Here is a 12,917-nt window from a genome sequence, read left to right as displayed (position 1 = left end):
CCCAATGGAAAACGCCCGCCTGCCGATGGCACGCGGGCGTCGAAGGATCGCGATGGATCGCGTTCAGCGGATGTAGGCCTGAGTATACCCGGTGCCGTGGACCCGGCGCAGCGCCATCTTCAGTTCATCGAAAGAGGCATAAGGCCCAACCCGCAGCAACGACAGGTCCTGCCCGTTGCGGCTGACATTCGCCATGCGCACGCTGAGACCCGAGGATTGCAGCCGATGCGCCGCATACCGGGCCTTGTCCGACGTGGTAAAGGCCCCGACCTCGATCCAGCGGCCCACCTTGACCTCCGGTTCCCCAGTCGACTTGGGCGCCTTGCCGCTGGAGGCGACGATGGCGGTCAGCGGCAGCGGCGACTTGGCCCGGCCAGCGATGACCGGCGGCTTGACCTCGTGGCGGCGGGCCTGGACGACCAGCTTGCGCGGAACGGTGTTGGTCCAGACCTTCTGAGTGTCCTGATGGCCCTTGACGGTCTGCCAGGCGCGGTAGGGGTTCAGCCGGTCATCACTCCAGGCGGGGCGATAGCCCGTCGGGACATGCGCGACCTGGGTGTCCTGCTCCTCGAGGACATGTTTGGGCACGATGCGCGTTTCCGGCGGCAGGCTCAGGCTGCTGCCGTCCCAGCTGTTCTTGTTGTAGTAGACGTTCTTGCCCGGCGCGGGCGCCTCGCCACGGCGGATGATGGTGGCATGGGGCGCCGTCTGCGGGCCGCAGCTGGCGCGCAGCTTCATCCCGTTCACGACGCGGAAGGTCTCGCCGTTGACGCATGCATATTCGCCCGGTGCGGCCTGGGGCGCGGGGGCCTTTGCAACCGGTGCGGCGGCTTTGGGCACGCGGCGGACGACGCGCGGCTGTTGTGCCGCCATCGGCTTGGCGGCGCGGACGGTGGCGCGCGGCTTGGCGGCGGGGGCCGTGGTCGTCGTGCGCACCGGGGCCGGGGCAGCGGCAGGCGGTGTCGCCGTGATCTGGACCGGCTTGGTCGTGGTGGGCGCCGGCGCGGCAGGCGCGGCCACCTTTTGCGATCCGAAGGTCGGTGTCTGGCCGCAGATCTGCTCACGCTGGCGCGAGACGCGCGGCACCCAGGTCACCGCCCCGTCATAGCCGGCGCGCACATAGACACAGCCCCGGTTATCGACGAACTGGCGCCCCGTGTAAGAGGCCGGCGGAAAGTTGGCCGGGACGTCCCGGGCGGAGGTTTGCGCCGCCGCTGGCAGAGAGAAAATTCCGAATCCGGAAACGGCAAGCGCAAAAATAGAGAGCGTTTTCAAGGTCATGTCTGTCCCCACAGATGATACCCAGCAGAGTACCGCGTCAAAACATGACCTGTAAAGCCTTGAAAACCTTAGGCTGCCCGAGTTGTCCACAGAAGGGCCTGCCGAAAACGGGAGGTTTTCCCGGTGTCTTTCATGGCTGGCCGGGTGCCTGTCCCAAGAGTTGCGCCCGCCCTGCCGCCTGCGCCTTTATTTGGTGCCGAACATCCGGTCGCCCGCGTCACCGAGGCCCGGCACGATATAGCCTTTTTCGTTCAGCCGCTCGTCCAGCGCGGCGGTGACGACCGGCACGTCCGGATGCGCCTCTGCCATGCGCTGCACGCCCTCGGGCGCCGCCAGCAGGCAGAGAAAGCGGATGTCGGTGGCGCCTGCCTGTTTCACCAGGTCGACGGCAGCGGCCGAGGAATTGCCGGTGGCCAGCATCGGGTCCACCACGATCGCGAGGCGAGAGTTCATCTGCGTTGGCAGCTTGTTGTAATATTGGACCGGCTGCAGCGTCTCCTCGTCGCGGTAGAGCCCGACAAAGCCGACCCGCGCCGCCGGGACCAGTTCCAGAATGCCGTCCAGCAGGCCATTGCCCGCCCGCAGGATCGAGATCAGCGCCAGTTTCTTGCCCTCGATCACCGGCGCGTCCATCTCGCACAGGGGCGTCTCGATGCGTCGCTCCGACAGGGGCAGATCCCGGGTAATCTCATAGGCCAAAAGCAGGCTGATTTCCCGCAACAGCCGCCGGAAGCTGGCGGTCGAGGTGTCCTTTTCGCGCATCAGGGTCAGCTTGTGCTGAACCAGCGGGTGTTTGACGATCGTAAGGGTCTCGCTCATGCCTGCTCCAGTTTCTTCAGGACCGCCTCTTTCGTGGCCGCGTCGCAGAATGCGGCATCAAGGGCGGTGCGGTTGATCTCTGCGAATATCTCTTCGTCCCAACCAAAGGCGCGCGCAAGGCCAAGGTACTCTTGCCGCATGCTGGTATGGAAGAATGGCGGATCATCGGTCGAAACGGTGACTTTCACGCCCCGTTTGCGCAGCATGTCGATGGGATGCACCTTGAGCGCGGGATAGACCCCAAGGAAGACGTTGGACCCCGGGCAGACCTCCAGCGTGATCCCCCGCTCGGCCAGCATGTCGACCACCGCCAGGTCGGGTGCGGCGCGCACGCCGTGGCCGATACGCTCGACCCGCAGGTCCTCGACCGCCTCGCGCACTTCCTGCGGGCCGTTCCATTCGCCCGCATGGCTGGTCAGCCGCAGCCCCGCTTCGCGCGCCATGTCGAAACTATAGGCAAAGTCGCGTTGCTTGCCCTGTTTCTCGTCCCCGGCCATGCCAAAGCCCACCAGCCAGTCGCCCGCGGTTTCCGCCGCACACAACGCCGCGCGCTTGGCCTTTTCCGGGCCGAAATGGCGGATGCAGGTGACCACGCCGCGCAGGGTCACGCCCATGTCGCGTTCCGCCGCCTCTGCCGCCTCGCGGATCGCCTGCAGGTATTCGCGCCAGGCGCCGAGATCGCCGCCACCGCAGAAATCCGGGCTGAGGAAGGTTTCCGAATAGACCACGCCGTTTTTCGCGCTTTCCTCCAAAACGGCGGTGCAGAGCCGGGCGAAATCCTCGGGCGTTTTCAGGACAGAGGTCGCCGCCTCGTAGACCTCGAGGAAATGCCAGAAATCGCGGTAGGCGTATGATCCGTCCTCGTTGAAGATCCCGCCGATGTCGACCTTCTTCTGCTTGGCCAGCCCACGGATGAAGGCAGGCGGCGCACCGCCCTCGAAATGCAGGTGCAGTTCGACCTTGGGCAGACGCGCGATACGGTCCAGCTGTTCCTCGTCCGTGATCGGGCGGCGCTCGTCTTCGTCTTTCACAGGAAACTCCTTCCCGGCCCTTGCGCCGGCACATCCAGATGCGCGGCGATACTGGCCGCCACATCCGCAAACCCAACCTGCCCGATGCTGCCGTCGCCCCGACCGCCGATCAGCACCGGCACCCGTTCGCGGGTGTGATCCGTGCCGGTCCATGTCGGGTCGTTGCCGTGGTCGGCGGTGATCAGCATCAGATCGCCCTCGCGCAGCCGCGGCAGCAGGCGGGCCAGTTCCGCGTCGAACCATTCCAGGTGCCGCGCATAGCCCGAGACATTGCGCCTGTGGCCGTACAGGCTGTCGAACTCGACGAAATTGGCAAATGTGAGCGAACCCTCCTCGGCCTCGTCCACCAGGTCCGACAGGTGCCGCATCAGGCTGGCATCGTCGCCCTTGCGGACCTCGTCGATGCCACTCATGGAAAAGATGTCACCGATCTTGCCCACCGCGTAGACCCGGCGGCCCGCCTCCTGCACCCAGTTGGTCAGGATCGGTTGCGGCGGCTTGATCGCATAGTCATGCCGGTTGCCGGTGCGGGTGAAATTGCCGGGTTCACCGACAAAGGGCCGCGCGATCACCCGGCCCACCTTCATCGCGTGCAGGGTCGGCGCCAGATCGGCACAGAGCGTCAGCAGCCGGTCGAGGCCAAAGTGCTCCTCATGCGCGGCGATCTGGAAAACGCTGTCGGCGGAGGTGTAGCAGATCGGTTTGCCGGTGCGGATGTGCTCTTCGCCGAACTGGTCCAGCATGACGGTGCCGGAGCCGTGGCAATTGGCCAGCACACCATCGGTGCCGGCAAGGCGGCAGACCTCGTCGGTCAGATCCTTCGGAAAGGCGGGCACCCTGTCGGGGAAATAGTGCCAGTCCCAGGGCACCGGCAGGCCGGCCAATTCCCAGTGGCCAGAGGGCGTGTCCTTGCCCTTCGAGACTTCCGTGGCCGCCCCCCATAGGCCGGTCACGGGTTGATCCCCGGCGCGGGCGCCACCAGAGGCCAGGTCGGCGGCCTGGTACAGGCCAAGCCCGGCCAGGGTGGGCAGGTGCAGCGGCCCGCTGCGCCCTTCCTCTGCCGCGCCCCGCGCGCAGGCGTCAAAGATATGGCCCAACGTATCGGCGCCGGTATCGGGCACACCGTCGTTGAAATAGCTGGCCGCATCCGGCGCACCGCCGATGCCGACTGAATCCATGACCACCAGAAAGGCCCGCATCAGCTCACCCGTTCCAGAACCAGAGGCGTCGCGGCGGCGGCACTCTCGCCCAGCGTGATCGCCTCCAGAACCGCCTGCGCCGCTGCCGCTGCCTGCCCCTCGCGCGCCGCGTGCACGCGGCACAGCGGCTGCCCCCGGCGCACCCTGTCCCCCAGGCGCACCATGTCCGACAGGCCCACCGCCGGGTCCACCACGTCCGTTTCGACTCGGCGCCCGCCGCCCAGGTCGACCACGGCGAGGCCCAGCGCCTCGCCGTCCATCGCCGTCACCACGCCGTCGGCGGGGGCGGGCACCTCCAGGATCACCGTGGCCTCGGGCAGGAACCGCCGCCAGTCCTCGACAAAGGACAGCGGCCCGCCAAGGGCATAGACCATGCGGCCAAACCGTTCCGCCGCCGCGCCACTGGTGATGGCCTTGCGCAGCTTGGCCTCGCCTCCCTCGATCCCGGCAGTGGTCAGCAGCTCAGCCCCCAGCGCAATGCTGAGGTCCAAGAGCGGCCCCGTCGCCTCGCCCGTCAGCACCGCCATCGAAACATCGACCTCCAGCGCGTTGCCCAGCGCGGGGGCCAGCGGTTGCGACATGTCGGTGATAAGCGCGGTCGTGGGGCACCCGGCGGCATTGGCGGTGCTCACCAATGCCTCGGCCAGCGCGCGCGCCTCTTCGGGGGACTTCATGAAGGCGCCGGAGCCGGTCTTGACGTCCAGCACCAGCGACTGCAGCCCGGCGGCCAGTTTCTTGGACAGGATAGAGGCGGTTATCAGGTCGAGGCTCTCGACCGTCGCCGTCACGTCGCGGATCGCGTACAGCCGCTTGTCCGCGGGCGCGATGTCGGCAGAGGCGCTGACGATGGCACAGCCGACATCACCCACCACGTGCCGCAACATGGCCTCGTCCACGCCGACCGAATAGCCGGGGATCGCTTCCAGCTTGTCCAGCGTGCCGCCTGTATGGCCCAGGCCCCGGCCGGAAATCATCGGCACATAGACCCCGCAGGCGGCCAGCGCGGGCGCCAGCACCAAGCTGACGCAATCGCCCACGCCGCCGGTCGAATGCTTGTCCACCACCGGCGCATCCAGGTCCCAGTGCAGCACATGGCCCGAATCCCGCATCGCCAGCGTCAGCGCCACGCGCCCGGCTTCGGACAGGCCGCGCAGGCAGACACCCATCGCGAAGGCCCCGCCCTGGGCCGCACTGACCGTGCCATCGGCCAGGCCCTGCGCGAACCAGGCCAGGTCGCGCGGCGACGGGTCCTCGCCCCGCCGCAACTCGGCAATGACCCGCCTTGCGTCCATCACGCGCGGTCCATGTGGCTGTTGGCAAAGGCACCGGGCAGCAGGTCCGCCACGGTCACCTTTTCTTCGGCCCCGTCCAGCGTGGCCAGCGTCACCGGCGTGTGCCCCTTGGCAAACTCGAACAGTTTCTGCCGACAGCCACCGCAGGGGGGCACCGGGTGCGCGCTGTCGGCGATGACATAGGCCTCGGCGATCTCGGTCTCGCCCGCCGCCACCATCGCCGCGATCGCCCCCGCCTCGGCGCAGGTGCCTTCGGGGTAGGCGACGTTCTCGACGTTGCATCCGACGTAGACCGCCCCCGAGGGTGTGCGCAGCGCGGCCCCCACCTTGAAATTGGAGTAGGGCGTATAGGCGTTTTCGCGCACGGCGCGGGCCGCATCGGCAAGGGACATGGAACCTCCGGGACTTCGGGCCTTCATCGTGAAACTGGCGCGCCGCGATTGCAAGCGTGAACGCCGGGTCGCCCTGGTCGGAAAATCCGCCACCCCCGGCACCGGTCCTCTCTCGCGATTTACAAAATTAGCCGAAAACTGTACCGCCAAAGAGGAGTCTTCACCCGGCGTTCACGATTGTTTACCGTTGAACTACCCCTGTCCGAAAGGCCTGCCCATGACCGAATCCAGCAACGAAACCTTGCGCCAGGCGGCCCTGTTCTACCACGAGAACCCAAAGCCCGGGAAACTCGAGGTCCGCGCGACCAAGCCGCTGGCCAATGGCCGCGACCTCTCCCGCGCCTATTCCCCCGGCGTCGCCGAAGCCTGCCTGGAGATCAAGGCCGACGAGGCCGCCGCCGCCCGCTACACCACCCGCGGCAACCTGGTGGCCGTTGTCTCGAACGGCACCGCCGTCCTGGGGCTGGGCAATATCGGCGCGCTGGCATCGAAGCCGGTGATGGAAGGCAAGGCCGTCCTGTTCAAGAAATTCGCCGACATCGACTGTTTCGACATCGAGGTGAACGAACCCGACCCCGAGAAGCTGGCCGAGATCGTCTGCGCGCTGGAACCCACCTTCGGCGCCATCAACCTCGAGGACATCAAGGCGCCCGACTGTTTCATCGTCGAAAAACTCTGCCGCGAGCGGATGAACATCCCCGTGTTCCACGATGACCAGCACGGCACCGCCATCGTCGTCGGCGCTGCGGCCACCAACGCGCTGCACGTCGCGGGCAAGGCCTGGGGCGACATCAAGGTCGTCAGCACCGGCGGCGGCGCGGCGGGCATCGCCTGCCTCAACATGCTGCTGAAACTGGGCGTCAAGCGCGAGAACGTCTGGCTCTGCGACATTCACGGGCTGGTCTACGAAGGCCGGGCAGAGGACATGAACCCGCAAAAGGCCGCCTTTGCCCAGGCCTCCGACAAGCGCACGCTGGACGAGGTGATCGACGGCGCCGACCTCTTCCTGGGTCTCTCCGGTCCCGGCGTCCTGAAACCCGAACTGGTCAGGCGCATGTCGCGGCGCCCCATCATCTTTGCCCTGGCCAACCCGACGCCCGAGATCATGCCCGACCTCGCCCGCGAGGCGGCTCCGGATGCGATCATCGCCACCGGGCGCAGCGACTTCCCCAACCAGGTCAACAACGTCCTCTGTTTCCCCTTCATCTTCCGTGGTGCGCTGGACGTCGGCGCGACAGAGATCAACGACGCCATGCAGGTCGCCTGTGTCGAGGGCATCGCGGCGCTGGCCCGTGCCACGACGTCGGCAGAGGCCGCCGCCGCCTACCGGGGCGAGCAGCTGACCTTTGGCGCCGACTACCTGATCCCCAAGCCCTTCGATCCGCGCCTCTCCGGCGTCGTCTCGACCGCAGTGGCCCGCGCGGCGATGGAAAGCGGCGTCGCCATGCGCCCGCTCGAGGACATCGAGGCCTACAAGCAGCGCCTTGACGCAAGCGTCTACAAGTCCGCCCTGCTGATGCGCCCGGTCTTCCAGGCCGCCGCCACCGCCAGCCGCCGCATCGTCTTTGCCGAGGGCGAAGACGAACGGGTCCTGCGCGCCGCCCAGGCGATCCTCGAGGAAACCACCGAAACCCCGATCCTGATCGGCCGCCCCGAGGTGATCGAGACCCGATGTGAGCGCATGGGCCTCGAAATCCGCCCGGACCGCGATTTCAACATCGTGAACCCGGAGAACGACCCGCGCTACCGCGACTACTGGGAAACCTACCACCAGATCATGGCGCGGCGCGGCGTCACGCCGGACCTCGCCCGCGCGATCATGCGCACCAACACCACCGCCATCGGCGCCATCATGGTCCAGCGCGACGAGGCCGACAGCATGATCTGCGGCACCTTCGGCGAATACCGCTGGCACCTGAACTATGTCCGCCAGATCCTCGGCTCGGCCAAGCTGCACCCGCATGGCGCGCTGTCGCTGATGATCCTCGAAGACGGGCCGCTCTTCATCGCCGACACCCATGTGCGGTTGCTGCCCACGCCCGAGGAACTGGCCCAGACCGCCATCGGCGCGGCACGGCACGTCCGGCGCTTCGGGATCGAGCCCAACATCGCCCTCTGCTCGCAATCGCAGTTCGGGAACCAGGCCGAAGGCTCGGGCCAGCGGCTGCGCGCGGCGCTCGAGATCCTCGACGATCGCGGCTGCGATTTCTGCTACGAGGGCGAGATGAACGTGGACGCCGCGCTCGACCCCGAGCTGCGCGCGCGCCTCTTCCCCGGCAACCGGATGCAGGGCGCGGCCAACGTGCTGATCTTCGGCCATGCGGATGCCGCCTCGGCCACGCGCAACATCCTCAAGATGAAGGGCGGCGGGCTGGAGGTCGGGCCGATCCTGATGGGCATGGGCAACCGCGCCCATATCGTGACACCCTCGATCACCGCGCGGGGCCTGCTGAACATGGCCGCCATCGCAGGTACGCCGGTCGATCACTACAGCTGAGCCGGCGGCGCGGGCCCGAACCCGCGCGATGGGGGCTCTGCCCCCGTCGCCTTCGGCGCCTCCCCCGAGGTATTTTTCAAACCAAAGAAGGGCGCCGCAGCGCCCCTCACACCCGTTGGGAAAACGCCCGCAGCGCCTGCCAGGTCTCAGCCCTTCGCGTAGCCCAGCCCCTGCAGGGCTTCCCTGATCTCGTCCAGGATCGCCGGGTCGTCGATGGTCGCCGGCATCTTGAACTCTTCTCCATCCGCGATCTGAACCATCGTCCGGCGCAGGATCTTGCCCGAGCGGGTCTTGGGCAGGCGGTCCACCACGCAGGCCAGCTTGAAGGCCGCGACGGGGCCGATCTTCTCGCGCACCAGCTTGACGCTTTCCGCCACGATCTCCTCGTGCGGGCGGTTCACGCCCGAGGAGAGGCAGAGGAACCCCAGCGGCAGCTGGCCCTTCAGCTGGTCGGTCACGCCGATCACGGCGCATTCGGCCACGTCCGGATGCGAGGCCAGCACCTCTTCCATGCCGCCGGTCGACAGGCGGTGGCCCGCGACGTTGATGACGTCATCGGTGCGCGCCATGATGTAGACGTAGCCGTCCTCGTCGATCATGCCCGCGTCGCCGGTCTCGTAGTAGCCGGGGAAATGCTCCAGGTAGCTCTTCTTGAACCGCGCCTCGGCGTTCCACAGCGTCGGCAGCGTGCCCGGCGGCAGCGGCAGCTTGACCGCGATGGCGCCCAGTTCGCCCTGTTTCATGGGGTGGCCGCCCTCGTCCAGGATCTGGATGTCGTAGCCCGGCATCGGCTTGGCCGGAGAGCCCAGCTTGGTGGGCAATTCCTCGATGCCCAGCGGGTTGCCCGCGATGCACCAGCCGGTTTCGGTCTGCCACCAGTGGTCGATCACCGGCACCTTCAGCTGGTCCTGCGCCCATTGGATCGTGTCCGGATCGGCGCGTTCGCCCGCCAGGTAGACGGCCTTGAGGCAGCTCAGGTCATATTTCCCGACAAATTCGCCCTTGGGATCCTCGCGTTTCACCGCGCGGAAGGCAGTCGGCGCGGTAAAGAAGGACTTTACCTTGTGTTCCGAGATCACCCGCCAGAAGGTGCCCGCGTCGGGGGTGCCCACGGGCTTGCCTTCGAAGACGATGGTGGTGTTGCCGTGGATCAGCGGGCCGTAGCAGATGTAGGAATGGCCCACGACCCAGCCCACGTCCGAGGCGGCCCAGAACACGTCGCCGGGATCGACGTTGTAGAGGTTCTTCATGGTCCAGTTCAGCGCCACCAGGTGCCCAGCCGTGGGGCGCACGACGCCCTTGGGCTGGCCGGTGGTGCCCGAGGTATAGAGGATGTACGCGGGATGGTTGCCCTCGACCGGCACGCAGTCCGCCGGTTCGACGCCGTACTGGAACCCGTGCCAGTTGTAGTCGCGCCCCTCTTCCAGGTGCGCCACTTCCTGCTCGCGCTGGAAGATCACGCAGAAATCGGGCTTGTGCTTGGCCTGGTCGATGGCCCCGTCCAGCAGCGGCTTGTAGTGGACGACGCGGCCCGGCTCCATCCCGCAGGAGGCGGCGATGATGCACTTGGGCTGGGCATCGTCGATTCGCACCGCCAGCTCGCTCGCGGCAAAGCCGCCAAAGACCACCGAATGCACTGCGCCCAGCCGCGCGCAGGCCAGCATGGCCTCCAGCGCCTCGGGGATCATCGGCATGTAGATGATGACGCGGTCGCCCTTCTCGACGCCCTTGGCGCGCAGCGCGCCGGCCAGGTTGGCCACGCGGTTGCGCAGTTCGACGTAGGAAATCTCACGCTTGGTATGGGTGATCGGGCTGTCGTAGATGATCGCCGTCTGCTCGCCGCGCCCGGCCTCGACGTGCCGGTCCACCGCGTTCCAGCAGGTGTTCACCATGCCGTCGGCAAACCATTCGTACATGTGATCGCCACGGTCAAAGAGGGCCTTCGAGGGCTTCTTCTCCCAGTCGATCGCCTCGGCCGCCGACATCCAGAAGCCTTCCGGATCGGCCTGCGCGCGGTCATAAACGTCTTGATACCCCATGAGAGAGCCTCCTCTATTCCCTGACAAACCGCTTAGGCGCAGCACCGCCAAACGGGCAAGTCTGTTACCGGCGGTCAGGACAGATTATCGCAGAAGATTTGCGAATTCGCCCTGCAAAGATTTGCAAACCCACGAAATCCTTGCTGTGATCTTTGATGATCGCGAGACTTTGCAAAGTTGAAAAGCGACTCGCCCTGCCCCGCCCCCAAGTCGCCCGATACTATGGCGCGGAATCCGCTTGCGCGATTGTGATCTGTCGTGTGACTTGACCTGCCGTGCGCGGCGTGGACTCATCCCCTGACCGCGCGAAAGGAGATTCTTCATGCAAAGCAAGGCCTTCAAGGCACTGACCCTGGCCATTGTCGGCCTCTGCGCCTGGACCGGTGCCGCTTGGGCCAACTGGGAGTTCGTCGGCGGCGAGGAGGCGACCGAACATGTTGCCCGCGTCTGCAACGGCGATGACGAAGTGATCTGCTTTGAACTGGGCTGCTCCACCGGAGAGCCGCTGGCCTACCGCCTGACGACGCGGAACATGCCCGGCATGGTGGCGGCGCCACGCCTCGACAGCCTGCTGTTCGTCGGCTCGCAACTGGCCGGGTCGCTGGATTTCAGCCATACCGGGCTGGAGAGCTTCCATGCCCCGCTTGAGGAAACCCAGCTGCGCGGCATCGACCGGCTCAAGGCCGGCATCCGTGCGCAACTGCATGTCTGGGACAGCGCCGACAGCGCGCCGGTGATCCATCGCTTCACCCTGATCGGGTCGAACGCGGCGATCACCGAGGTCCAGAAATTCTGCCCGCTGCCCGACTTCGACCAGCGCGAGCTGGAACGGCGCACCCTGCCCGATCCCGCCGCGCAGATCCTTGGCGACATGCGCGAGGCCTGCACCGTCCTCGACGGGCAGCTGACCGTCAGCGACGGCTTCTCGCAGCAGATCGACATCGACGGCAAACCGCCGATGGACCTGCGGATCAACCACGGCGCCATGCTGTGCGACAGCACGCCCGACATGGTCTGCGGCCCGGCCGGCTGTCTGACCTCCTTCTGGCTGGGCATGGAGGACGGCCGCTATCGCCGCGTCTTCCTGAACGCGATCCAGGACGCGGCCATCACCGGGCAACCCGGCGTCCTGACCCTGATCGTGAAGGGATCGCAATGCGGCGACGGGGACGAGGCCGGCCCCTGCGGCAAACGCTACGAACTCGACGGGTTCGACCTGAAGGAACAGCAACCCTGAAGAGCCAGGGACGGGCGATCCCGCCCCCTTCTAAACGAACTGCTCGCGGATCAGCCGTTCTTCCAGACCGTGCCCCGGGTCGAACAGCACCCGGTGCGCCACACCCGGCTCTGACCGGATCTGCACCGCCAGCACGTCGCGCACCTCCGCCCCGTCGGCCTCTGCCATGACCGGGCGCTTCTCGGCCTCCAGCACCTCGAAACTGACCTCTGCCGCCTTGGGCAGCAGCGCGCCGCGCCAGCGCCGGGGCCGAAAGGCCGCCACCGGGGTCAGGGCCAGCACATCCGCGCCGATCGGCAGGATCGGCCCGTGCGCAGAGTAGTTGTAGGCGGTCGATCCGGCGGGCGTCGACACCAGCGCCCCGTCACAGACCAGTTCCGCCATCCGCACCTGGCCATCGACGCTGATCCGCAGCCGCGCCGCCTGGCTGCCCGAACGGTGCAGAGAGACCTCGTTGATCGCCAGCGCCTCGTGTTCCTCGCCGTCGGTGCAGGTCGCGCGCATGGCCAGCGGGTTGATCACCGCCTCTTCCGCCGCGGTCAGCCGTTCGACCAGCCCGTGTTCCGAATATTCGTTCATCAGAAAGCCCACGGTGCCCCGGTTCATGCCGTAGACCGGCACCGCCAGCTCCTGCGTCCGGTGCAGCGTGTGCAGCATGAAACCGTCGCCACCCAGCGCGACGATCACGTCCGCGCCACGCTCGGCATGGTCGCCATAGCGCCGCGTCAGGCCTGCGCGCGCCGATTGCGCAATCGGCGCGTTGGACGCACAAAAGGCGATCCGTAAGCTCATCGGGGGTTTCCTGTCGTCTCCATCCGGGGCGGATGGAAGCACAAAGTTCCGGCAGGGACCAGTGCCCGGGCCGCCATGCCGCTGGTATGTCGCAGCCCGTCGCTTTACCTACTTTGAGTCAGAGCCGGTTTCCTATACGAAACCCCGCAATCCGAATCCAAAGGAGCAGCGCCATGAACGCCCCCCATCGTGACGACGGTTTTTTCACCGAGTCCCTCGCCTCGCGCGACCCTGAACTGTTTGGCTCGATCACCGGCGAGCTTGGCCGGCAACGCGACGAGATCGAGCTGATCGCCTCCGAGAACATCGTCTCGCGCGCGGTGATGGAGGCGCAGGGC

General features: G+C 66.9%; 10 protein-coding genes and 1 pseudogene. 3 read left to right on the top strand and 8 right to left on the bottom strand.

Features of this window, described 5'->3' with window-relative positions; all coding sequences use genetic code 11:
* Positions 1-63 precede the first annotated feature (63 nt).
* From BLQ71_RS05600 to BLQ71_RS05575, 6 genes are all read right to left on the bottom strand, one after another.
* Positions 64-1,281, bottom strand: a complete 1,218-nt coding sequence (locus BLQ71_RS05600) for an SPOR domain-containing protein (protein ID WP_088702299.1) — start codon at positions 1,279-1,281, stop codon at positions 64-66.
* Between the two features lie 186 nt (positions 1,282-1,467).
* A complete protein-coding gene (gene upp / locus BLQ71_RS05595) occupies positions 1,468-2,100 on the bottom strand; it encodes a uracil phosphoribosyltransferase (RefSeq protein WP_043135834.1) in 633 nt (210 codons plus the stop codon).
* Positions 2,097-3,131, bottom strand: a complete 1,035-nt coding sequence (locus tag BLQ71_RS05590; RefSeq protein ID WP_083342162.1) for an adenosine deaminase — start codon at positions 3,129-3,131, stop codon at positions 2,097-2,099. Before BLQ71_RS05590 ends, upp begins: the two co-directional genes overlap by 4 nt.
* A complete protein-coding gene (locus BLQ71_RS05585; RefSeq protein ID WP_175459227.1) occupies positions 3,128-4,333 on the bottom strand; it encodes a phosphopentomutase in 1,206 nt (401 codons plus the stop codon). Before BLQ71_RS05585 ends, BLQ71_RS05590 begins: the two co-directional genes overlap by 4 nt.
* Complete coding sequence (locus BLQ71_RS05580; RefSeq protein ID WP_074621018.1) at positions 4,330-5,622, bottom strand: thymidine phosphorylase; 1,293 nt, start codon at positions 5,620-5,622, stop codon at positions 4,330-4,332. The genes BLQ71_RS05585 and BLQ71_RS05580 overlap by 4 nt, the downstream gene beginning before the upstream one ends.
* Complete coding sequence (locus BLQ71_RS05575; protein ID WP_074621271.1) at positions 5,622-6,041, bottom strand: cytidine deaminase; 420 nt, start codon at positions 6,039-6,041, stop codon at positions 5,622-5,624. Before BLQ71_RS05575 ends, BLQ71_RS05580 begins: the two co-directional genes overlap by 1 nt.
* A gap of 190 nt (positions 6,042-6,231) precedes the next feature.
* Between BLQ71_RS05575 and BLQ71_RS05570 the strand changes: the two genes are divergently transcribed.
* Positions 6,232-8,511, top strand: coding sequence for an NADP-dependent malic enzyme (locus BLQ71_RS05570; protein ID WP_069209344.1), 2,280 nt, complete (start codon positions 6,232-6,234; stop codon positions 8,509-8,511).
* 146 nt (positions 8,512-8,657) lie between these two features.
* Here BLQ71_RS05570 and prpE read toward each other — a convergent pair whose 3' ends face one another.
* Positions 8,658-10,550: a propionate-CoA ligase PrpE gene (gene prpE / locus BLQ71_RS05565; RefSeq protein WP_069209345.1), complete on the bottom strand. Its 1,893-nt coding sequence runs from the start codon at positions 10,548-10,550 to the stop codon at positions 8,658-8,660.
* 322 nt (positions 10,551-10,872) lie between these two features.
* On the opposite strand from prpE, the gene BLQ71_RS05560 reads away from it, so the two are divergent.
* Positions 10,873-11,787 (top strand): hypothetical protein, encoded by a 915-nt coding sequence (locus BLQ71_RS05560; protein WP_074621017.1) that lies wholly within the window; start codon positions 10,873-10,875, stop codon positions 11,785-11,787.
* A gap of 30 nt (positions 11,788-11,817) precedes the next feature.
* Here the strand turns inward: BLQ71_RS05560 and BLQ71_RS05555 are convergent, their stop codons facing one another.
* The gene (locus BLQ71_RS05555) at positions 11,818-12,579 is read right to left on the bottom strand and encodes an NAD kinase (protein WP_069209346.1); all 762 of its coding nucleotides are present in this window, start codon (positions 12,577-12,579) and stop codon (positions 11,818-11,820) included.
* Positions 12,580-12,752: 173 nt separating this feature from the next.
* On the opposite strand from BLQ71_RS05555, the pseudogene glyA reads away from it, so the two are divergent.
* A pseudogene (gene glyA / locus BLQ71_RS25925) lies at positions 12,753-12,917 on the top strand (serine hydroxymethyltransferase); the annotation flags it as partial.

The organism is Antarctobacter albus (assembly GCF_900101505.1).
Lineage (GTDB): Bacteria > Pseudomonadota > Alphaproteobacteria > Rhodobacterales > Rhodobacteraceae > Antarctobacter > Antarctobacter albus.
The sequence above is the reverse complement of the archived record's forward strand: the minus strand, read 5'-3'. Positions and strand labels throughout refer to the sequence as shown.